Annotated in this window: 22 protein-coding genes; 17 read left to right on the forward strand and 5 right to left on the reverse strand. The window is 32.0% G+C overall.

Annotated elements, in window-relative coordinates; all coding sequences use genetic code 11:
- The gene (locus G9F72_RS11975; protein WP_164957476.1) at positions 1 to 1,677 is read right to left on the reverse strand and encodes a 2-oxoacid:acceptor oxidoreductase subunit alpha; all 1,677 of its coding nucleotides are present in this window, start codon (positions 1,675 to 1,677) and stop codon (positions 1 to 3) included.
- Between the two features lie 400 nt (positions 1,678 to 2,077).
- Between G9F72_RS11975 and G9F72_RS11980 the strand changes: the two genes are divergently transcribed.
- Positions 2,078 to 2,632 carry a flavodoxin family protein gene (locus G9F72_RS11980; protein WP_164957475.1) on the forward strand — a complete coding sequence of 185 codons (555 nt, stop codon included), beginning with the start codon at positions 2,078 to 2,080 and terminating at the stop codon, positions 2,630 to 2,632.
- A 25-nt stretch (positions 2,633 to 2,657) separates the two neighbouring features.
- Entirely contained in the window at positions 2,658 to 3,815 is a 1,158-nt protein-coding gene (locus tag G9F72_RS11985) for a DUF362 domain-containing protein (protein ID WP_164957474.1), read from the forward strand.
- Between the two features lie 73 nt (positions 3,816 to 3,888).
- On the opposite strand, the gene G9F72_RS11990 is transcribed toward G9F72_RS11985, so the two are convergent.
- Positions 3,889 to 4,245: a YopX family protein gene (locus tag G9F72_RS11990; RefSeq protein ID WP_164957473.1), complete on the reverse strand. Its 357-nt coding sequence runs from the start codon at positions 4,243 to 4,245 to the stop codon at positions 3,889 to 3,891.
- Between the two features lie 100 nt (positions 4,246 to 4,345).
- On the reverse strand, positions 4,346 to 4,528 hold the full coding sequence (locus tag G9F72_RS11995) for an aspartyl-phosphate phosphatase Spo0E family protein (RefSeq protein ID WP_164957472.1): 183 nt from the start codon (positions 4,526 to 4,528) through the stop codon (positions 4,346 to 4,348).
- A gap of 256 nt (positions 4,529 to 4,784) precedes the next feature.
- Between G9F72_RS11995 and G9F72_RS12000 the strand changes: the two genes are divergently transcribed.
- From G9F72_RS12000 to G9F72_RS12010, 3 genes are all read left to right on the forward strand, one after another.
- Positions 4,785 to 5,279 (forward strand): DUF6106 family protein, encoded by a 495-nt coding sequence (locus tag G9F72_RS12000; RefSeq protein WP_164957471.1) that lies wholly within the window; start codon positions 4,785 to 4,787, stop codon positions 5,277 to 5,279.
- Positions 5,280 to 5,318: 39 nt separating this feature from the next.
- Positions 5,319 to 5,957, forward strand: a complete 639-nt coding sequence (locus tag G9F72_RS12005) for a hypothetical protein (protein WP_164957470.1) — start codon at positions 5,319 to 5,321, stop codon at positions 5,955 to 5,957.
- A gap of 349 nt (positions 5,958 to 6,306) precedes the next feature.
- Positions 6,307 to 6,855: a hypothetical protein gene (locus G9F72_RS12010; RefSeq protein ID WP_164957469.1), complete on the forward strand. Its 549-nt coding sequence runs from the start codon at positions 6,307 to 6,309 to the stop codon at positions 6,853 to 6,855.
- Between the two features lie 438 nt (positions 6,856 to 7,293).
- Here the strand turns inward: G9F72_RS12010 and G9F72_RS12015 are convergent, their stop codons facing one another.
- Both G9F72_RS12015 and G9F72_RS12020 read right to left on the reverse strand, forming a co-directional pair.
- Positions 7,294 to 8,412 (reverse strand): NADH-dependent flavin oxidoreductase, encoded by a 1,119-nt coding sequence (locus G9F72_RS12015; protein ID WP_164957468.1) that lies wholly within the window; start codon positions 8,410 to 8,412, stop codon positions 7,294 to 7,296.
- Between the two features lie 119 nt (positions 8,413 to 8,531).
- Positions 8,532 to 9,515, reverse strand: a complete 984-nt coding sequence (locus G9F72_RS12020; protein ID WP_164957467.1) for a tocopherol cyclase family protein — start codon at positions 9,513 to 9,515, stop codon at positions 8,532 to 8,534.
- Between the two features lie 159 nt (positions 9,516 to 9,674).
- Here G9F72_RS12020 and G9F72_RS12025 point away from each other — a divergent pair, with 159 nt between their 5' ends.
- From G9F72_RS12025 to G9F72_RS12080, 12 genes are all read left to right on the forward strand, one after another.
- A complete protein-coding gene (locus G9F72_RS12025; RefSeq protein ID WP_164957466.1) occupies positions 9,675 to 10,184 on the forward strand; it encodes a sigma-70 family RNA polymerase sigma factor in 510 nt (169 codons plus the stop codon).
- The gene (locus G9F72_RS12030) at positions 10,181 to 10,639 is read left to right on the forward strand and encodes a hypothetical protein (protein ID WP_164957465.1); all 459 of its coding nucleotides are present in this window, start codon (positions 10,181 to 10,183) and stop codon (positions 10,637 to 10,639) included. The genes G9F72_RS12025 and G9F72_RS12030 overlap by 4 nt, the downstream gene beginning before the upstream one ends.
- On the forward strand, positions 10,620 to 11,144 hold the full coding sequence (locus tag G9F72_RS12035; RefSeq protein WP_164957464.1) for a hypothetical protein: 525 nt from the start codon (positions 10,620 to 10,622) through the stop codon (positions 11,142 to 11,144). The genes G9F72_RS12030 and G9F72_RS12035 overlap by 20 nt, the downstream gene beginning before the upstream one ends.
- Entirely contained in the window at positions 11,137 to 11,442 is a 306-nt protein-coding gene (locus tag G9F72_RS12040; RefSeq protein ID WP_164957463.1) for a LiaF transmembrane domain-containing protein, read from the forward strand. Before G9F72_RS12035 ends, G9F72_RS12040 begins: the two co-directional genes overlap by 8 nt.
- A gap of 65 nt (positions 11,443 to 11,507) precedes the next feature.
- Positions 11,508 to 12,599, forward strand: a complete 1,092-nt coding sequence (locus tag G9F72_RS12045; protein WP_164957462.1) for a hypothetical protein — start codon at positions 11,508 to 11,510, stop codon at positions 12,597 to 12,599.
- A 487-nt stretch (positions 12,600 to 13,086) separates the two neighbouring features.
- Positions 13,087 to 14,661, forward strand: coding sequence for a hypothetical protein (locus G9F72_RS12050; protein WP_164957461.1), 1,575 nt, complete (start codon positions 13,087 to 13,089; stop codon positions 14,659 to 14,661).
- Positions 14,662 to 14,962: 301 nt separating this feature from the next.
- Entirely contained in the window at positions 14,963 to 17,104 is a 2,142-nt protein-coding gene (locus G9F72_RS12055) for a PAS domain S-box protein (RefSeq protein WP_164957460.1), read from the forward strand.
- Positions 17,105 to 17,302: 198 nt separating this feature from the next.
- Positions 17,303 to 17,725, forward strand: a complete 423-nt coding sequence (locus tag G9F72_RS12060; RefSeq protein WP_164957459.1) for a MarR family winged helix-turn-helix transcriptional regulator — start codon at positions 17,303 to 17,305, stop codon at positions 17,723 to 17,725.
- Between the two features lie 84 nt (positions 17,726 to 17,809).
- A complete protein-coding gene (locus G9F72_RS12065) occupies positions 17,810 to 18,166 on the forward strand; it encodes a carboxymuconolactone decarboxylase family protein (protein WP_164957458.1) in 357 nt (118 codons plus the stop codon).
- Positions 18,167 to 18,248: 82 nt separating this feature from the next.
- Positions 18,249 to 19,958: a dihydrolipoyl dehydrogenase gene (lpdA, locus tag G9F72_RS12070; RefSeq protein ID WP_164957457.1), complete on the forward strand. Its 1,710-nt coding sequence runs from the start codon at positions 18,249 to 18,251 to the stop codon at positions 19,956 to 19,958.
- A 435-nt stretch (positions 19,959 to 20,393) separates the two neighbouring features.
- Entirely contained in the window at positions 20,394 to 22,094 is a 1,701-nt protein-coding gene (locus G9F72_RS12075; protein WP_164957456.1) for an ABC-ATPase domain-containing protein, read from the forward strand.
- A gap of 36 nt (positions 22,095 to 22,130) precedes the next feature.
- On the forward strand, positions 22,131 to 23,513 hold the full coding sequence (locus G9F72_RS12080) for a glutamate decarboxylase (protein ID WP_164957455.1): 1,383 nt from the start codon (positions 22,131 to 22,133) through the stop codon (positions 23,511 to 23,513).
- Positions 23,514 to 23,543 lie beyond the last annotated feature (30 nt).

Below are 23,543 nucleotides of genomic sequence, written 5' to 3' on the forward strand. Positions count from 1 at the left end.
TTACTTTACCTCCTTTAGCTTATCATATATTTCTTCAGCCGAGATTGGCCTTCCGTCATATTTTAAAATACTACTTTTGAACTCTATACCTGTGTTTTCTCTAATAAGTGAAGCTAATTGCCCAGTAGCATTTTGTTCAATATTAATTATTTTTTTTGCCTTACTTGACTTTTCTTTAATTAAATTTTCTGGGAATGGCCAAACATCTCCAAAAATCAATGCAGAATATTTGGTTTTACCATCTTCATTTAAGAGTTTTACGGCTTCCATTATTGGACTGTGCAGAGAACCCCAGCCAACAAGTAAGGTATCAAAGTCATCTTTTCCAATAAATTCTGGTTCAATTAATTCCTTTTTCAAAAGTTCCATTTTTCTTAGCCTCTTATCATTCATTTGAACTCTAACAGAGGCAGATTCAGTTATATGTCCATATTCATCATGTTCATCACTATCCACCATAACAAAATTATGAGATATGCCACCTGGAATTATTCGAGGTGAAATGCCTGATTCTGTTATTTCATATCTTTTATATTCTTTGCCATCTAAATAATCATCATCACTTAAATGTCTTTCGATTTTAACTGAGCTAAAATCAAAAGGTTTTATAGTTCTCTGGCAATCTGCAAGATATTGATCACCTAGGAGTATAACTGGTATCTGATATTTATCTGCCAAATTAAATGCTCTTACAGTTTGATAAAAAGAATCCTCAGGATTTTTTAATGCAATAACCATCCTTGGAAATTCTCCTTGCGAACAGGTGATAACAAATTTTAAATCGCTTTGTTCAGTTCTTGTAGGGAATCCTGTAGTTGGACCTGGTCTTTGTATTTCAGCCACAACAAGAGGCACTTCAAGCATACTAGACAATCCTAGTGCTTCTACCATTAGTGCGAAACCTCCACCGGAGGAAGCTGTCATGGCGCGAGCACCTGCATAAGATGCACCAATAGCCATGTTAATAGCTGCTATTTCATCTTCCGCTTGTTCCACTACGATTTCAGCTTGTTTAATTTTAGAAGAAAGATAATTCATTATACTTGTAGAAGGTGTCATAGGATAGGCGGAGTAAAATTTACAGCCAGCTGCTAAAGCGCCTAAGGCTATTGCTTCGTTACCATTTATTAATATACTATTATCTTTATGTTTAGTTACAATAGGAAATTTAGATTGGGTAAGTTTATATCCCTCTTCAAAAGCAAGTATATTTTGCTTTGCAATTTCTGGTTTAAATGTTTCATTGAGTAAATCCTCCACATATTTTAAATCAAGCTTGAAAAGCTTCATGATTGCACCAAGTGCAACATTACCAAATACTCTTGGATTTCCTACTTGTTTTGCTATAGTCTTTAAGGGTAAGCTTAATACTCTATCATCATTATATTCAATTTCTTCATCAACAATAATGAATCCATTTTCATTGAGATTATCAATATGCAAGGAGATAGTTTCACTGTTTAAAGCAATGATTCCATCTATTTTATCGCTATGAGAATTTATTTCTTCGTTTCCAAAGCGAATCTGAAAAAAGTTATGTCCACCTCTAACACGTGACATGTAATCCTGCAACGTAAAAGCACTAAATCCTTTTCTTTTAAGTAGTTTTACAAGCACTGAAGCGATGGTCTCCATTCCTTGACCTGCAGCGCCTCCAATTAGAAGATTATAAATCATAAAATCAGCTCCTTTTTATTTAATAGATTATAATACTTTTGACTCTTTTTTTATAAGCACACATAAACATAGCAATTTATAAAAAGAAAAGAAATATTTATAGTGTACATTTTATTCAAAATAAATGTAGATTCGTGAAAATATTTAGAATATTATGGTTATATACTAACATTCAATGTAGTACATTTCAATGTTTCATGATTTAATATAAATAAATTAACATTTTATACATTTGTTAGTGACTATAAATAAATTGCGGCCTGTCCCTTTGAATTTTATAAAATTAAATATTATTTTAGGTGGTGTAAACATTTTATGTTTTATTTGCTACTAGGCATTTAATGTAATAGAATAAAATAGAAAGCAAATCACAAAAAACGATTTAAATGGAGGGGTTAAAATGAAAATATTGATAATTACTTCAAGTCCTAACGATGATGGTTTAACAGCTGCCTGCGGTGAAGAAGCAAAAGTAGGAGTAGAAATGGGCTCTTCTGACGCCTTAACTATAAATCTAAACACACTAAATATGTCAGCCTGCCATGCTTGTGGAAATGGATGGGGGACATGTCATGATGAGCATACCTGCCAGGTGGAAGACGATTTTCAAAAGTTACACGGGAAAATGGCAGAGGCAGATGGTTATATAATAATTACGCCTGTTTATTGGCATGATATGAGTGAATCACTTAAGGTGTTTATAGATAGACTTCGAAGATGCGAGGCATTAAATAGTGAGAAAAGCAATTTAGCTGGTAAACCTTTCATATGTGTAGCTGCACCTGGAGGATCTGGAAACGGATGTATTTCATGCCTTGCTTCCATTGAGAGATTTGTAGACCATGTTAAGGGTGTAAAATACGATTTTATAGGGGTAACCAGAAGAAACAGAGATTATAAGTTAACTACCATAAGAGAAGCTGCAAAAAGCATGGTGAAAAGCTTAAAGCTATAGATAAAATTAAGGGGGCATAGCTTATATGGAAAAGGTTGCGCTATTAAAATGTACAGATTACAATGTGGATAATATTGAAAAAAAGCTTAGAGAAGGTTTTGAACTTTTGGGCGGTACTCCTTTTTTAAGAACCCTAATACCAGAAAATAGTAGGGTGTTATTAAAGCCTAATTTCCTAAGTGTAGTTGACAAAGGCTCTCCTGTTATAACACATTATGCAATATTTGAAGCTATTGTTAGGATAGTTAAGGAATATAGTAACAATATAGCATTTGGTGACTCTCCAGGTTCCGGTGATAGTAGAAGAGTTGCTGAGAAATCCGGACTAATGGAGGTTGCCAGCAGATATGGAGTCGATTTTGTTGATTTTAATGAGGAAATACATGTGGAACTTAATAATCCGTTAATGTATAAGTTCTGGAATATTGCAAGGGCAGCTTATGAGGCAGATGTGGTTATAACTCTACCTAAACTTAAAACTCATGCTATGATGTATTATACAGGAGCAGTTAAAAATCAATTTGGATGTATTCCTGGTTCTCAAAAGGCATCATGGCACACAAAACTGCCGGATGCAGTTAATTTTAGTAAAATGTTATTGGACTTAAATTCTGTGGTGAAAACTAGCTTCGCGATTCTTGATGGAATAATTGCCATGGAAGGAAATGGGCCTAGGAATGGAACACCAAAACAAATGGACACTATAATCATGGGGAAATCCCTTACCGCAGTTGATTCCACAGCTGTAAGGTTAATTGGCTATGAGGATGTGTTAACTATTCCCGTTCTAAAGGTAGCTTATGATACAAAGTGGGGGGCTGTAATTCCTGAAGAAATAGAGGTGCTTGGTGAAACAATTCAAGATATGAAATGTAAAACCTTTAAGCTCTCCCGAAACGCCAAGGTAATTAATTTTATAAGTCCTTCATTAAATAATTTTGTGGCTTCATTGACGGCACCTAATCCAGTTGTGATAGAGGAAAAATGCATAGGTTGTAAGAAATGTGATGAGGTATGTCCAGAAAGAACTAAAGTAATATCTTTTGTAGTTCGTAATAATAAAACAATACCAAAATGGAATTATAAAAATTGTATACGCTGTTTTTGCTGTCAGGAACTTTGTCCTCAGGGAGCAATAGAAATAAAGTACAAGCCATTAAGCAGAATGATAGGCTTAAAATAGATGTAAATAGCACATTGTGAAGTTCTCAATGTGCTATATTTAGAGTATTCCAATAATGTTATTGATACTCATTCTATAAATCTGCATTTTCAAATTTATTGCCCACAATATTTCCCAAGGAGATATCAATAATACTACGACTTAAAGTGCCTTCTAGCTCCTCAAGCTGAAAATTTGATATAGTATCATTCCAAACCACCTTGTAAACAGTAGATGAAATTTTGATATAATCGCCTTCATATACATCTACTCCATTTTTATCAGATAAATATACCCATTGAAGTAATTCATATTCTTCAACTGGTCTCCAAGGCACCCCAGGAAGTTTCAGTGCAGTAGGAACGGAGGTTTTTGCATCAAAAGTCATGCCTTGTAATTTATGCATTTTCTGTCTATAATTATCCCAAGCTTTAAATTTTAATTGTTTCAATTTAGGTTACCACCTTTTCTAAAAAAAATATATTTGTTATTTTGACCAATTCGTCAATGTTATTTATAAATAGTTTATCCAATACTTTATTAAAAAACATCTAATATTTTTCCGAATAATGCATTAATATATATTTATCTAATCTTTGACTCAATTTTAATACGTCCTCATGATTTAAGCCTTTTAAAGAGATAAGGGCCTCTAATTCTTCTCTAAGTTTTTCTGTGGCAAGTATCACATTACCCACTAATATTATTCCTTTCTGAATTGTTATAATTTCCATAAATACAAATTATACTATAAGCCCACTCGAATATTGTTATAGTAACGTATATTGATTTTTTATGCAACAACTTGATCCATAAAGGTTACATGAAAATAGGAAACTTGATCTCCATTTATATATACGTTAATATATTCATATTTAAGGGGGTAAAATAAATTAAATGAAATTTAGCAAAATGAATTTCTTACCTGGAGCAATATTTTAAAAAAGTTTCAAAATATGGTATAATGTAAAAGACAAAGGGGGGGATAATATGGACCATTTTTATGAACAACTAATAACTACATCTAAAACAGGCATTTATAAAACCGTAAATGGAGCAATGTATGTATTTGCTATTGTGGGCCTGGCATCTTTTACGACAAACTTAATTTTGGTGGTAATTTTACTTGCAATGGCTGTAGCATGCTTTTTTTACAAGCAAAAGTTATTTGTAGAGTTTGAGTATCAATTTACAAATGGAGAAATTGATATAGAGAAGATAATAGAAATGAAAAAAAGAAGTAAAGTAGTTGCTTTTAATATAAAAGAGGTGGGACTTATAGCACCAGAGGGTAGTGATGCTGTTAAAGATTTTTATAACAAACCTAATACTATAGTAAAGTGCTATCCCGATACATCAAAGAAAAAAGTATATGTTGCAATGGTTACAGAGGGAAACAATAAAATGCAATTGATGTTTGTACCAGATGAGAAGTTTTTAGATCTCTGTTATAAAATTAATCCAAGGGCAGTAAAAAAAGAGTAGAATATATTAGTCAAATTTACTTTTGAAGGGGTAGGCGTTATGGTTGACATAAAAAGCATGAGCAATAAGAAGAAAGCTGAATATATCTGGGAATACTATAAACTACATATCATAGGAGTTTTAGCTGTTATATTTATAATAGCATCAATAATTCATGGACAAATTACAAAAATAGATTATGTGTTTAATCTTACTTTAGTTGGAAATAATATTGATGAGAATAAGAAGACAGAGGTAGAAAAGCAACTTGGAAGTATTGTCATCAAAGAGGGAGAAGGAAAAAAACAGGCCCTTATGGATGTTATCCCACTTGAAGGTTCAAGCAAAGCCAACGCTTCAATGTCAAGCGCAAGTACGCAAAAGTTTATTGCTAAGATATCTGTTGGAGAAATTGATGTTGTAATTTTAGATAAGGGCATGGCTCAGACTTATGCTAAACAGGATATGTTTTCAAGACTGGATAATATAAAAGAGTTAGATTTGGCAGGTATAAAAAATGAAAAAATTGAAGCTACCGGAAGTGATAATATTAAAGCTGTGTATGCTATAAACGCGGAAAATATTAAAATATTAAAAGATACGGGTTTTGATACAGAAAACATGGTAATTGCTATTATTAGTTCATGTAAACAAAAGGATAAGGCAGCCACGGTAATTAAATGGCTACTAAATAAATAGCAAACATAAAAGAAGGGCAATAGTATTAAAATTGTAATTTTATCTGTAAAATGATACAATGAATTTATAAGTATATATAGTTAAAAACAATAGTTGAGGTTTATAAATAAATATTTTAAATTAATGAATGGGGTGAAGTCTGTGTTAGTATACAATGATAGTAGTTCTACATTTGTAAAATATCTAAAAACATCTAACATAGGACTAGGTAAATTTACTCTAGTGAAAATTAATATGGAGTTAAATTATAATTCATTTTAAAACACCTAGAAAGTGATATCACTTTCTAGGTGTTTTATTTTTAGAATTTAAGAACTAAAAAATATGTGCAATTAAAAGGAGAATAATTATGAATAAAAGTGAGATTATAATTAAGGGATTACCTGTAAAAACAACTAGGCTAGAGAATGGGGACGTAAATTTACTTTTTAAAGTAGGTACTTATGATAATACGCAATCAATATATAGAGTAATTGTAAAAAAAGATTATTGGAGAGATGCAGTAATAGGTATGAAGGATGTAAATTACTTTGTGATTAAAGGGGAATTGAAAGCCTGTGTGAATAGCAAAGGTACGCCTTTTATTTCAGTAGAAGCAACATCAATTAAAATATTCCATTTGCTAAAAGATGAGAATGGACAAATAGATTTAAATTATGAAATGCCAACTGGAACTGATGAAATAATGGATATTTCAAAGCTAGTAAATGAAAATGAAGATCTATCAATAAAACGTTCAAAGAACAAAGCGATAAATTATATGAAAAATAATAATAAGTTTAGCAAACCAATTGTCGTTAAAAAGGAAAGCCTTGTAATAGTATCAGGATATGATGAATATGCAGCAGCGATAGAACTTGGAATAACTAATGTTCCGGTTGCATATGCTGAGAATTAACAAGTGGGAATAATATTCCCACTATTTTTTTGTGCTTATTAAATCTGTCATGCTTAAGATATCCGAATTACACCATATAACTACATAATGGGAGCAATATCTAGTATATGTTTCATTTTAACCTATATTTCACCTTACACGAATATTTATACAACTATAACATTTGTTCATAGTTTATGGAGTTATGTAAACGGACAATCCTATGATACCATATAAGTCGTTGGTTAAAATTAATATCTTGAGACTGTTTCGGACCTTGCAAAGGTAGGAGGCGAGCTAAAACTCGGTGCTACATTAGAATTTTGTAATGGAGCAGATGGCTATTCGGGACGAGATATTCTTTAAGTTTTAACACAATAATAAAAGTGCCAGATATAATTAATTTCATATCTGACACTTTTGTTATATAAACTCACTATTCAGTTTATACATACAAATTTATTCTGTAAGTGGGAACCAACCTGGTGTATTCATAATTGCATTCCAAAGAGGTTCTGGTATATCTAAAGATCTTCCAAGAGTTTTACTCAAAGTAGTACGTATTTCTAAGGGTTTTCCACTTTGAACCTTGCTTACCCAGTCTGGTTCCATTATTATTTCCCTACCAAGGGCTACAAAGGTAGCACCGCTGTTCAATGCCTTCATAGCATCCTCAGGTGTATGGATAGATCCCACACCGATGAAAGGAACCCTACCATGAATTTTATCTAGTATTTTGCAAATAATAGGGCTTGTATTCGCAGTATTTCTAATTGAACTTTGCCAAAAATCCATTATAGAACTATGCAAGTAACTTAGCCCTTGATTTGCTAATACATCTATAAATAAAAGGGTATCTTCTAAAGTTATGCCTGGATTCTCGGTTTCCTCAGGTGAAAAACGATAACCTATTATAAAATTATCTCCCGCTTTTTCTTTTACTACTTTTTTAACTTCTGCTATAACAGCCAATGGGAAATTCATTCGTTTTTCTACGCTTCCACCCCATTCATCTTGTCTGCGGTTGGAGTGTGGAGAAACAAATTGTTGTAACAAATATGTGTTAGCACCATGAATTTCTACACCATCAAAACCTGCATCTATTGCTAATTTTGCGGTTTCACCAAAGGCCTTAATGGTATCTTGAATTTCTGCCTCTGTCATTTCTCTAGGTGTCATTGCTCCTGGTCTGACTGGTGCTACAGCGCTGGCACTAATAGTTTGTCCATCTGGTATTTCAGCAGGAATTGCCATTCTACCTCCGTGAAACATTTGCAGAATTGCCAAGGCACCCTCACCTTTTATTGTTTGGGCTAATCTTTTAAGACCAGGTAAAAAGCTATTATCATAGGCCGCAAATTGTCCAGGAAAACCCTTTCCAGATTGGCTTACATATGTTGTTGCAGTAATAACTATCCCTACACCCTTTGATCTGGCTTTATAATAACTGAGTTCTGCCTCAGATACAGTTCCGTCTAGGTTTCCCGAAAAAGTTGTCATAGGTGCCATAACTATAGGGTTTTTTACATTTATTGATGAAGCTAAGGTTCTAGGTTGAAGTAATTTTTCAATTTTCAATTAAATCTCTTCCTTTCAAAATAAAATTCATTGTACTTGTCTTTATTTTCATAATACTACACTTTTATACCATTGTATACAATAATAATTATTATTAAATATTTATTAATATTTATGAACTATTCACTTAATATCATTCTCTGATCTCCACCATATTCTATGCCACAACATAAACCATTTTCACAAAATATGATTTTAGAAATTGTTTTATCTATAAGAGTAACTTTTACTGAGGCTTTTAAATTTTCCTCAACTAGTGGAACCATTTTGTCGTCTCTAGGTCCCATACAGAGCATGAAATTACTTTTATCTGTTTTTGTTTCAATTAATAGTTTGAATTTTTTATTTTCAGTGGTTATTATAACATCTAAAGAGTTTTGAACAATGGTTAATGTACTTTTATTTATTGTTGTAAATTTATAAAATTTATCATCAACGAATAACCCAATTAAAAAACCTCTAAAGCTTGTAATCATAAAAGGGATATGGCCTATAGAGCAACTAAGAGAGGCTTTTCTATTTTTGAAACTATTGCACTGTACCCAAGTCCAAGAATAAGGAAAAGCAGAACCCCAATTTTTTTCGATATACCCTTTTCCACCACTAAAATCTATTTCAGAGCCGTTGATGCATAATGATCCTTCAAGGTCCATGTCCATAACTGATACTTGACTATAGCATTGCATTGAAGGTATAAAATTATAATAGCCCATGCTTCCTGGATTTATTAATGAGTCTGGCCATTTCAAGAGGTTTTTAAAAGAAATTAAACCAGTTATATTATCAGTAGAATCATTTATATTTAAAGAAATTTCCTTTAAAGAAAAGTTGCTATTTGCAACACTTATATTAAGTTCAATATTACTTTTAGAAATAAATTTATCTTTGGTAAATTTTTTATAACTATAACTCGCCTTATTACCTTGTAATATCTGTATAAAAGAGTGGGAGTTTTCCGTGGATTTACCAAGGTAAATTCCAGGTATTGTGGAAATCACATTATTCATGTTTTTATCTACTAATTTAAAGTACCAACCTTCAAAAAAGTTACTTTTTCTATTTTTTCCATGATAAAGATCTGGATTTATTATATTCTTAAGCATTAGTTACTCCTTACAAAACATGATTTTTTTTATTATAACCTAATTCCATATTTTAACCTAATTTATAAGTTAAAAAATATTATAAAATAAATTTATCTAATATTGAAGTGTTTTTTAACTGTTAATCGTTATATTAAGTGTAAGGATAAAAAAGGGGTGATGGCTATTCAAAAACAGCAGTTTGCAAACTATATAAAACAGTATGAACGATTAATCATTACTATTTGCTTATCCTTTACAAAAAATTACTTTGATGCAGAAGATTTAGCACAACAAACTTTTTTGTCAGCCTATACAAATTTCGCTAAATTTGATGGGGTAAATTTTAAGGCCTGGCTTACAACAATTGCCACAAATAAATGTAAAGATTTTCTTAAGAGTCCTGCAAGGGTAATTAATAGCGTATTACCGGAAGATTTTGAAAAGCTAGTGGACACGGGAGATTCGCCTGAGGATGTACTTCTAAAAAAACATAGTAAGGAAAAAATATATATTTTATGTGACAAACTAAAAGAACCTTATAGGGCAGTGGCCGTAAACTATTTTTGCGAAGACATTAAACTATCCGACATGGCAAAAGATACAGGACAAAGCTTGAAAACATTACAAACCCATCTTTATAGGTCTAAAAAACTGTTAAAAACACTATGGAAGGAGGAGTCAATGTGAGTAGTACATTATTTAAAGAAAATGGACACGTATCTAAAATAGCACTAAAAGCACTTAAAGAGGGTTGTCTAAGTGATAATGAAGTAATTTTATTATCAGAACATATTTGTATATGTGAAGGTTGTGCGGATGCACTAGCGAGTAGCTTTGATGATAATGAACTTGCAGTGGCTCCTTTAGGATTTGGGCAGGAAATAATGTGCAAAATAAAAAATAAAAAAGAAAAAAACACCCAGTTTGTGTTTTATTCTCTTAGGGTGGCAATGGCAGCAAGTATAGCATTAATGTTTGTTTTTTCAAATGGATTAAATTTTCTGGCCAATACAAAAACCAAAACATTAGTTGTAAATCCCATGAGCTTAAGTACTATAAACGCAATTAATGAAAGTCTTAATAATTTCTCTCAAAAAATAATCAACTTGGAGGTTTTTAATAATGAAAAAGGAAAAAAGTAAATTTTTAACCTTTGGTTTTTCAATGTTACCTGGTGCAGGGCACATGTATATGGGCTTTATGAAGATGGGACTATCACTTATGGCGGCATTCCTCTTTTTAATATTTCTTTCTAGCTGGCTTTCTATAGGACCACTGCTCTTCGTTTTACCATTAATCTGGTTTTACTCGTTTTTCGATTGCATGAACAAACGTTATTCAACAGATGAAGAATTTTTACTTTTGGAGGATAATTACTTATTTTCTCTTGATGAATTAGTAAAAATAGATAAGGGAATATTTAAAAAACACAGCTTGGTTTCAGGAATATTACTAGTGCTTCTTGGTGGCTACTTAATATGGAATAATATAATAAACAGTTTATCAGGATATATTTCTGGTGAATTATATGGCACTATCTATAATATAACAAGAATGGCTCCACAGATAATCTTAGGTGTTGTAATAATTGTTGTGGGTGCAAAGCTTATTATAGGCAAGAAGAGAGAGTGTGATTCAAATGATTAAGGGGCGTCGCGTTGGAACATTTACCACGGGAATAGTTTTAGTTATGTTTGGAATAATGTTTTTACTAAAGTTAATATATCCAGGAATTAATTACTTATTAATAGCATCGCTTTGGCCACTAGTTTTAATTATACTGGGCATTGAAATTATTGTAGCATATTTAACAAATAAAGAAGAAATAATGAAATACGATTTCTACGCTATAATTCTCATAATAATAGTATCCGTCTTCGCAATGGGCATGGGATGTATGGAGTATGTAATTACTCATATGTCACAGTTTAGAACTGTATTTTAATTGTGTTGAAAAGTATGGAGCAATATGTAATAATATAGTTATACACATTTAGGGGGAATTAACTTATGAAAAAATCATTTATTTTATTTGGTTTGTCAATGACTGTTCTTGCAATGTTCACTGGTTGCAGTCAACAAGTAAAGTTGCAAACGGGTATGGAAAACAGTTCAACTATTAAGTCTTGTTCTTATGACATGACAGTATCGGCTGATGCAACAGGTCTTAAGAGCAATAGTTCAGATACGGGGATAGCAGCAGGATTAGATGCAGGCGTGTCAAGTATGCTAAGTGCAGGAAAGGTATCATTAAACTTTAACGGAAAGATGTTAAAGACAGATGACAGATCAAAGCTTAGTAGTAATGTAAAGGTATCCTCAGGAGGAGTATCTTTTGAAACACCAATATACATTGATAGTTCCAATACAAAACTAGACTTTGATTTGTTTGTAGGTGTACCAGCTATTTTCAAAGATGTTCTAGGTGCTGAATTAGCAAATATATCAAATTTACATTTGGCTTCTAAGGATTTAGAAAGCTATGTAAAGAGTAATAGTTCTGCGGATGAAAATAAAAAATTTCAGGATTCAATGACAAAGTTATTTGATAATAAGGGGAATAAGAATACTCAAGTTTCAAAAGATATGTTACTATCATTTAATACGTATTTAACTAAGAATAAGGCAAAAGTACAAACCTTTGCAAAGCTTGGTGATGCGTCAGCTTCAAAGAACGGCATATACACTATTAAGCTTTCAAAAGAGGATCTTAAAGCTATCGTTTCTGATTATTTCAGTAATGAAACATATTTCACAAATTTCAAAGATGCAGCTAAGGAAACAGAGGGGTTATATTCAGTAGGTGCTTCAGATACAGTAAAACCTGTGAAAGTCGATGATGCAAAAACAATTATTTCGGATTATAATAAAGCACTTGATGCTAATAAAACTGTGGATATAGTGGCAACAATTACAATAGCAGAAAAGCTTATAACTAAGACGAATATTAAATTTGCTGTTGTTAACACAGATGGTAATGTAACCTTTGAAATAGATAGCAAACTAAGTGATATTAATAATGTGACATCTATTGTTGCACCAGATAAAAATTCTGATAAAACTTTAAATATTATGAAATTAATTGATCCTTCAACTAAATAACTATAATAGAAAGTGTTATAAGTTTAACTTATAGCACTTTTTTTTTTAGCGTGAAATTAATTGAAACTGGATGTGATTGTTTAATTTCACTGTAAAATGGCATAAGAGATTTATTAGCCTTCCTTATATTGATAAAAAATGCAAGAAAAAAAAGGAATTTTCTTAAATATGACGAAATTATGTAGAGAAGTAAGAATTTGCACCATGAAATTCTATAAGGCGGTATATATTTGTGTATAAATTAGCATTTGCTATTTGCTAGGAAAAAATACTTAAATAACTAAAATTTTAGCTTTAATTTTAGTTAGAATTAACTACATAAATAGAAATGACTCTGATTTATGGGGAGAAATTTAACTAGGGAAATTTAACTAGCTGTGCTAAAATTAGTGAATATATTTGAATATAGTATGCAAACAGGATATAATATATTGAATACAAAATATTGCTTATTTTAAAGATTTACATAAATGTTTGGAGGGAATAAATGATTTGTAACTATTGTAACAATGAATTTACTAATATTAATGGATTGAAATTTTGCCCATATTGTGGAGAAGAAATAGAAGAATCCGTTGATTCTAAAGTTGGACAGAGTGCAGATAAAATTAATAATGTAGAAAGCGAGAATATAGTTGCAGGGGACACATTGACGAAAAAACATGAGGATACACTTCCCATGCCTGCAATAACAGAAAAAGATATAAAGAAGTATAAAAGGGATAAATTTTTTAGTTCTTTAAGAAAACCTGTTATAAATTTGAAAGTAATTATACCTATAATGGCATTGTTAGTAGTTATTGCAGGAGGAGTGTTTGCATTCACATTAGCTAAAGTTAAACCTGTAGATGAAGTGAGAATAAAGGAAGATTTGATAGGAAAAGTAATAACTCTTCCTAAAGGGACAAGCATAAAAATTAGCAAGGATAATATGAAAAGCTTCAGTATAAATACTAGAAATACGGATAAGAGTAAGGATCAGATAAAAGTAGCATTAACACTGAACAACGGCGCTCTTGAGGCAAAGACTCTGATATCAGCAGTATATACAAACCAAGGTAAAAACCAATGGAAAATAAGTGACGAAATTATATTGGACAAGGTTACTGCAATAAAACCAGTGGTAGGTATGGATGAAAAGAAGTTATTAGAATCATTGAAGAAATTAAGTATAACTATAGCAGATACAAAAATAATATTAGGTGGAAAAGATGTTAAAAATCTTGGCATAAGTTTAAGAACACCAGATTTAGAAAATGGAAAAGAAGAAATTCAAGTGCAAACATCTATAGACAGCGGACTTCTTGCTGCTACAGGAAAATTAAAGTGCAGCCTTGTTTTCGAAAATGAAGCTTGGAGCATTGCTACCACTGAAAAGAATAGCACTGAGGACTTTACATTAGTAATTTCACCAACCTTTTCTAATGAAACAGTTATTGAAGCTATAAGAAAACAGGGATTAGAAGAAACCGTAACTTATCCAAGTTTTTTCGGGGGTAAAGGGTTTACAGTAAAGGATAGTTTTACTAAGGGCATTAGTATATCAGGTAAAAGGTATGATGCACAAAAGGGATTATTATATGTTACTGCTAAGAGGGAAAATACAGCAGGAGAAATAAAGTCTGTATTATCAACTGGTTATACTTTCTCAATATCCTTAAGCACAATAGCATTAACAGACAAAGCGAAAACTACTGTTAGTAGTGGTGCAATAAATAATATGGCTACACCGTTAATAATATCAACTATTACCAATGTTGAAATTGAAGGAAGCAATTTATTTTTCTGGTTTTCTAATAATCATAAAATAACACCTGAAGAAGCAAATACATTTAAGACTACTGAAATATTATCCAAGAAGGGCTTTGATAATATAAAATATGTATATGGAAGTATTACTTATAAGGATGGTAAAAAGAATAAAAGTGTTTCAGGGTCCTTTGTTGCATTATATTTCCTAGTTTACGATGGAGCTAAGGGATATAACTGGAAATTGGATAAAATAATTGGCGAAGATTCACCTAATTATAAGACAATTAGCAAGGAAGTGAAAAATCAATAAAAGATATAGAGGTAATTTTACTAACTTTCTGTGAATTGTGAAAAAGAACAATTGTTCATTCTAATGGAGTCTAAACAAATCCTATGACAAAGTCATAGGATTTTCTTGTTATATGTTGAATTTATGCTAATATGTATTATAAATTTTAAAATTTATGTTGAATAAATGCAGGATATAAATATAATTAAAATATATGTATAAATTAGAATTAAAGTAGGGCTTTTTAATGTATTATTATGGTAATAATAAATACAAAGAGTTTGAACTATTGTTATTTGATTATTGGGGGTGGGTAAAAATTATGAATAGAGACAAGTCTTTAGAAATAGAAAACCTTAGAAATAAGGAGCGAGTTCAACATAAGCATACTAACTGCAATGATTTTTTTAAAATTAATCACACAATAATGATTGTTATAGATCCGGAAACTGGAGTAATAATAGATGCTAATGATGCTGCGTGCTCTTTTTATCAATATGATTATGAGCATATCATTAAATTGAAAATCAGTGACATTAATGTACTTTCAATTGAAGAACTTGCTATGCAAATCCAACTTGCCACTAAAGAGCAGAGAAATCACTTTTATTTTAAACACCGATTATCAAATGGTGAAACCAGGGATGTAGAAGTCCACAGTGGACCAATAATTCAGAAGAGTAGGAAACTATTATACTCAGTTATCCGTGATATAACTGATAGCAAGAAAGCCGAAGAAGAAATGATAAAAAAAAACAATGAACTGGAAGAGAAGAATAGTGCTAATATGAAGAAATTGGAACAAGTCAATGCCATCCTTGAAAAAGAGATAGCTGAAGGTAAGAGAACTATGGAACAGCTAAAAGCAAACGAAGAACGACTGACCTTTGCTCTTGAGGGTAGCGGAGATGGTGTTTGGGATTGGAATGCAAGAACCAATGAAATGATTTATTCAAAAGGATGGAAGAAAATGCTTGGGTATGAAGAGTCTGATATTCAAAATTTATTTAGCGAATGGGACAAGTTACTTCATCCTGATGATAAGGAGTCTGCTCATTTAAATTTAAACATGTATTTAGAAGGACTAGTTCCGGTATACGAGAGTGAATATAGACTCCGTGCAAAAGATGAATCCTATATATGGATACTTAGTAAAGGTAAAATTATAAGTTGTACTAAAGACGGAAAGCCATTAAGAGTAACAGGTACACATTCTGATATTAATTCTCGCAAACTAATGGAACAGGAATTAAGAGAAGCCAAGGAACGGTTTTCAAATGTTCTTGAGTATTCCAAGGATGCATCTTATAGAAGAAATGTTGTAACAGATAAATATGATTATATGAGTCCAGTTATTGAAAGATTAACGGGTTATACTCTTGAGGAAATGATGATAATGAACGAGGATTCTGTTTTTGAAAAAATTCATCAAGATGATTTGCAGGATGTAGTTCAGTGTATAAAAGAATCAACAAAGAACTCTGGATCAGATGCAATAGAGTATCGTTTTTTATGCAAAGATGGTGAGTATCGCTGGTTTCTTGACAGGTTTACATCAGTAGTGGGAAAATTATCACAACCTTCATTCCGTTATGGGGTTTTTCAAGATATTACTTTTCAGAAAAATGCTAAAGAAGAGTTAAAAAAAGCAAAAGAAATTGCTGAAAAAGCTAGTATTAACAAAAGTGAATTTATTGCTAATATGTCACATGAACTTAGGACTCCACTTAATGTTACCCTTGCAGGGGTTCAGCTCTTTGAGCTATATCTTAAAAATGGCTCTTACTTAGATAAAGAAAAAAGTTCAAGGCACCTAAAAGCTATGAAACGGAATTGCATGCGCCTATTAAGGTTGGTAAATAATTTAATTGATTCAACTAAAATTGATGCTGGATTTTATGAACCACATTTTAGCAATCAAGATATTGTAAGTCTTATTAATAGAATTTCATTGTCGGTATCAGATTATGCAAAACATAAGGATATCAACTTGTTATTCCATACAGATGTTGACGAAATGTCCATAATATGTGATGTGGATATGGTTGAGAGGATAATGCTTAACATCATCTCTAATGCTATAAAATTTACTGCAGATTCTGTCATTATAAATATTCACAAGGGAATGGACACGGTTATTATTTCGGTTAAAGATAATGGCATTGGAATTGAAAAAGAGAATCAGGATATTATATTTGAGAGGTATAAACAAGTTTCAAAACTATTTACAAGGGAGAATGAAGGTAGTGGTATTGGATTATCGCTAACAAAATCTCTTATTGAAATGCATGGTGGAAATATTAGCGTGGAAAGTGAATATGGAAAGGGCTCAGAATTTATTATTGAACTTCCAGTTAAACAGTGTGCACATGAGGAATGCATAGTATATAATGTTAATGAAACTGAGAATAAAGACAAATTTATTGAAAAGATGAATGTGGAATTTTCGGATATTTATGAATAAGGGAACATCCATAATTTTAGAATGTATGATTATAAAGAAAAGCAATTCGAACTATTAATTTACAGTAAGGAGAAGATAATAAGTCCTCTCCTTGCAACCTTGGTTAATTCTTTAGAAGTAAATAAAATTGATAAAAAATATTAAATCTTATATAATAATAGTATGAAAATATACTATAATAAAAAGTTGGAGGCTTAAATGTTTGATATTGAATCATGTGTGTGTTTTATAAATAGCAAGACATCTAAAAAAATGGCAAGTATGTTTAATGAAAGACTAATTCCACTTGGTGTTACCAGAGTTCAGTGGATAGCTATGTATTATTTATTAAAACATGGAGACCTAAGCCAAAAGGAATTAGGAGAAAAGATGGATATAAAAGAGTCTACTGTAGCTAGGCTTTTAGATAGAATGGAAGAAGAAGGTTTAATTATAAGAACTCTTGCAAAGGAAGATAGAAGGGTTAAATATATTAAACTTACCCCAAGTGGTAGAGAGAGAATGGGGGAGCTTTTACCTGAGGGACAGAAAATGAGTGAGCTTTTTTCAAGGGGTATTACGGAGGATGAAATACAAGTATTTAAAAGAGTACTGGAAAAATTCATGGAAAATATCAGTTAAATTTTTATCATATACTATTGCAATTACTTAAAATACTTGCTATACTAATCATTAGGATAGCAAGTATTTTAAGGGGGCAATAATATGGCTAAAAATGTTAGAGAAATGTTAAATGATTTTATGGGTGGATTACAGGCATTAGGTGAAACTAACGGTGAACATGTAGGTGCATTTATGAACTTACTTGGTACAACATATAAACCAGGTGCGTTAGATACAAAGACAAAGGAATTGATCAGTGTAGGTATTGGAGCATACAATCGTTGTGAATACTGCATAGTATTCCATGTTTATAAAGCATTTGAGGCAGGTGCTACTTCAGAAGAAATAATGGAAGCAGCTATGGTTTCTGTTGCCTTTGGTGGTGGACCTTCAATGGCTTATAGTGTAACCTTACTTAAGGATTCTATTGAAGAATTCAAAAATGATTTTAATAAATAACCTAGATAAAGCAGTTATGCTGCAAAGTTAGTAAGGCGGCGCAAGCTGCCTTATTTCTTATTTTGGAAAGGGGATAAAAGAAATGATTATAGATGTTAAGGTAGAGAAATCTACAGATAAGAATGCTGTAACAAAAATAATGAAAATCTTAAAAAATGTGGGAGATTCTATTCTGGTAAATGATGAAATTTTTGAGGTGGAGAGTGGAAAGGGTACCAGCACCATTAGTTCAAAAGCAAAGGGAATTATTGATAGCATTAATGTAAAAGAAGGAGACATTGTTAATGCAGATACTGTATTGGCAAAGATAAATGGAGAGCAAGCGCCTAAAGCTGCAAACACAAGTAATAATACCTTTAATTATTTTCAAAATTTGATTAAGCCAGTGAAGCTTCAAATGGAGTGCGACATTACAATAATTGGCGGAGGTCCTGGAGGATATGTAGCTGCAATTCATGCTGCTAAATTAGGGGCAAAGGTTATATTAATAGAAAAAGAAAAATTAGGTGGAACCTGTTTAAATTGGGGGTGTATTCCTACTAAAACATTAGTTAGGTCTGCACAGGTTTTCGATACCTTAAAACGGGCGGAAGAATTTGGATGCTATGCGGAAAATATTGGTATTAGCATGGAAAAAGTAATTGCAAGAAAAGATAAGGTTGTTACAGAGCTAGTTCAGGGTATTGTGTATTTAATGGATAAAAACAAGGTAAAGGTTATTAATGGGGCTGGTGAAATTCTTGATAATGAGACTATAATAGTGAAAAGTAATACACAAGAAGTTACTATCAAAACAAAAAATATTATTATTGCTACAGGTTCTAAATCAGCAGTGGTACCACTTAAGGGTATTGAAAATAAAAATATAATTAATAGCACCGATGCACTTTGTCTAAAGGAAGTACCAAAGAATCTAGTAATTGTAGGCGGTGGGGTTATTGGGATGGAGTTTGCCTATATTTTTGCTAGCTTTGGCGCGAAGGTTTCAGTGGTGGAATTTATGGATCAATGCCTTTTAAGCTGTGATGATGATATATGCGAAGAAAACAAAAAAAATGCATCAAAAAGAGGGATTAAGCTATATACTACTGCAAAGGTAGAAGAAATTTGTGAAGCTGAGGATAATGAATGTATAGTTCATTTTGTACAGGATGGTAAAGATAAATACATAACTGCAAACAAAGTACTTTTATCTGTTGGAAGAACTCCATATATAGATGGACTTGGACTAGAAAAGGTAGGAATCGAATTAAATCAAAATAAAAAGGGAATTATGGTTAATTCTAAAATGCAAACTAATATTTCTAATGTGTATGCCATTGGAGATGTAACAAACATTATGTTACTTGCTCATGCTGCATCTCACCAAGGAATAGTAGCTGTAAACAATATAATGGGTAAGCCTTGTGATATGGATTATACAACAGTTCCTAGCGCAATTTTCACGGATCCTGAAATAGCAATGGTGGGTATAGGTGAAAAAGCAGCAAAGCTTCAGGGAATAGAGGTGGAAATAGGCAGATTCCCATTTTCAGCTAACGGAAAAGCGAAATGTTATGGAGAAAGTAATGGCTTTATTAAAATTATAAGAGATAAAAACACAGAAAAGTTGATTGGTGCAAGCATCGTGGGTCTACATGCTACAGATTTAATTGCAGAGCTTACTCTAGCCATTAAGAATAATTTAACAGCAGAAGCAATAACTGAAACTATACATGCCCATCCTACTACAGCAGAGGTAATTCACGAAGCTGCATTGTCTTTAGAAGGAGGAGCTATCCATTTTGCATAATAGTGGACAATTACTTAAATAATCTCCATTTCTTCATAACATCTACATATCCTTAGGCTATATTATAGTCATAGATAGTTTAAGGAGGTGTTGTTATGGTTGGACTCGCTTTAGCTAAATGTATTCATGCATGTGGCATGCACGGGCAAGAATTAGTAGCTTGTATAAAAATGATGATGAATATGTAAATAAAATTATCATAAATTCATAAAAAGGCTTGTGATTATTCTTATCACTAGCTTTTTTATATTTGAAAACAGAAATTGATACTTTAGAAAAAATAATAGTTTTTGCAAACTCTAGATGCTTATTGATACATTAATTAAAGATGGGTATAATTACTACAAGTTACTAAAAAAAACATTAACAATTTATTAGCTTTTTTATTTCATAGAAAAGTGAATTTAATTTATAAAGACATATGAGGAGTGTTACATGAAGAATTCAGAAGTATTAAAAAAAGATTTAGACAGAATTGATGGAAAAAGCTATAGGATGTATAAGGAATTAGAAGGAGAATATGATTTTGGAAATTATATACTTAGCATAGATTATGTTCAAGGTGATCCATTTGCTTCCCCATCAAGAATTAGATTGATAGTAAATCAAAATATTGCTATGTTTCCAAAGGAAATTTTTGATAATAAAAACAAAAATATTGCAGTAGCAGATTACCTAACAAGAGAATTTTATTCTAATATAAATAGATACTCGGAAAAAGTTCTTGGATCTGGGAAGAGTGGATTAATAGCTATAAGCAAATGTCCACAAGAGATATTAAATAGAACTTCAATAATTATAGATGAGGATAAAATAGAAGCAAGGTTTTACGTTGGGTTTCCAGCAAGAGGAAGAAGTGTTTTAGCAAGAGAGCTCCAGAAAATTTTATATAATGTTATGCCAAGCATAGTTGAAAGAACTTTAATATATAGAAATATTAATAGCGAAAAACTAATAAATAGAGTAAAACTAGTAGAAGATCAAGAACATATAAGAAGCGAGTTAAGTAATCGCGGGTTAGTTGCATTTGTGGCAAATGGATCAATGTTACCTAGGGAAAGTGGCATATCTACAAAAGCATTAAGAGGAGGTATTGTATTTGTTTCACCAAAGGAATTGGAAGTAGAGTTTGATACTCAAAGCCTCGGCACAATTTGCGGTATGGGTATTAAAAAAGGTATAACACTTATAGTTGGCGGGGGATATCATGGTAAATCCACATTGCTAAAAGCATTAGAACTTGGAGTTTATAATCATATTGAAGGTGATGGTAGAGAGTTTGTTATAACAGATGAATCTGCTTTAAAGGTAAGAGCAGAAGATAGTAGGTGTGTAACTAAAACAGATATATCCCTATTCATAAGTAACCTACCTAATGGGAAAGATACTGTAGAATTCTATACTGAAAATGCAAGTGGGAGTACATCACAAGCGGCGAGTATTATAGAGGGAATAGAGAGCGGTGCTAAGGCATTTTTAATTGATGAGGATACTTCTGCGACTAATTTCATGACTCGTGATGACTTAATGCAAAAATTAGTTTGCACAGAAAAAGAGCCAATTACACCCTTTATTGAGATAGTGAGACCATTATTTAAGCAAATGAGTATTTCAACAATAATAGTAGTAGGAAGCTCCGGAGAATTTTTTGATATAGCAGATTGTGTAATACAAATGGATAATTACGAGATTTTGGATGTCACAAGAGAGGCTAAAAAGTTGAGCAGTGGGAATATTATAAAAAGGATTAACGATAAAAATTTAAAAATAGATATTTTATTTAATAGGCGGGTTAAAGCCGGAACTATTGAAGTAGGAGAAAAAGGCGTTAAAATCAAAACAATAGGGTTAGACACAATAAGTATAAATAGAGAGGAGATAAATCTAAGGGCTGTGGAACAAATAGTTGATAATGAACAATTAAATGCTATAGGTTCGATTATGAAATGGACAGAGGCTAATATTATGAATAAGGGTTTAGGCTTTGAAAATATGGTGGATAATATAATTAGTAAAATAGAGAAAAATGGGTTATTATTTATAGATAGATCAAAAGGTGGAAGTGGAAGTTTAGCCATGCCTAGGAAACAAGAAATAATGGCAGCTTATAATAGATACAGAAATCTAAAAATATAATCATTTAAATATTATGGATAAGAGAGGCGAAAAAATATGGCATTGTTTAATAATAAAAACAGAGATGCTGATGGGGTTAAAAATCTTTATACTAATTCAATAGCCCAGAATCAGCTTCCGAAAGATGAGTTACCTGATAAGATTTCAGACCCTGGAGTGATTCGGCAATTGATTCACGATGAGCTATTTATGGATGGAAACGCTCGTCAAAACCTAGCAACCTTTTGCACTACGTATATTGAAGATGAAGTTCGTAATCTTATGGATTTGTCAATTAATAAAAATATGATAGATAAGGATGAGTACCCGCAGACTGCTGAAATTGAACATAGATGTGTGAATATATTGGCAAATCTTTGGCATGCACCTGGGAAATTAGATACTATTGGGTGCTCAACAATTGGATCTAGTGAAGCAGCGATGCTTGGTGGTTTGGCACTTAAATGGAAGTGGCGAATGAGGCGCGAAGCTGAGGGCAAATCTACTAATAATCCTAACATTGTATGTGGACCTGTACAAATATGCTGGCATAAATTTGCACGATATTTCGATGTTGAAATTAGAGAAATCCCTCTGATGCCAGATGAGCTAGGTCTGCAGCCAGATCAACTAGTAGATTATTGTGATGAGAATACAATTGGAGTAGTGGCAACTTTGGGTAGCACATTTACCTGCATTTATGAACCAGTGGAGGAGATTGCTAAAGCCCTAGATGCAATTGAGAAAGACACAGGCTATGATATCCCTATTCACGTAGATGGAGCTAGTGGAGCATTCATTGCACCATTTATACAAAAAAAAATTAAATGGGATTTTTGCATTCCTAGGGTTAAATCTATTAATGCATCAGGTCATAAATTTGGAATGGCACCACTTGGTGTTGGTTGGATTATTTGGAGATCTTTAGAAGACTTGCCTGAAGAATTAATATTTAATGTTGATTATTTAGGAGGAGAAATGCCAACCTTTGCACTCAATTTTTCACGTCCAGCTGGTCAAATTATTGCCCAGTATTATAAGTTTTTGCAATTGGGTCATGAGGGCTATACTGCAATTCAGAATGCCTGTGCAGACACTGCCCAGTATTTAGGCCAGGAGCTTGCAAAAATAGAACTATTTGAAATATTATATGATGGACATGATGCAATACCTGCAGTTTGCTATGCTCTAAAAGATCAAGAGGCAGCTGGATTTTCACTTTATGATCTTTCTGATCGTTTAAGAATGCATGGTTGGCAAATAGCCTCCTATCCACTCCCAAGCAATCGAGAGAATTTAACCGTACAACGTATATTGATTCGTCACGGGGTTAGTCGTGACATGATATTTTTACTACTTCGTGATTTAAAAAAGGAATTGGAGTATTTAAAGAATAATTCAGTATTAAATTGTTGCAGTAAGGTTAGTTTTCATCATTAATTAATACCAGACAAAGGATAGTAAAATAAT

The organism is Clostridium estertheticum (assembly GCF_011065935.2).
GTDB classification, from domain to species: Bacteria; Bacillota; Clostridia; order Clostridiales; family Clostridiaceae; genus Clostridium_AD; species Clostridium_AD estertheticum_A.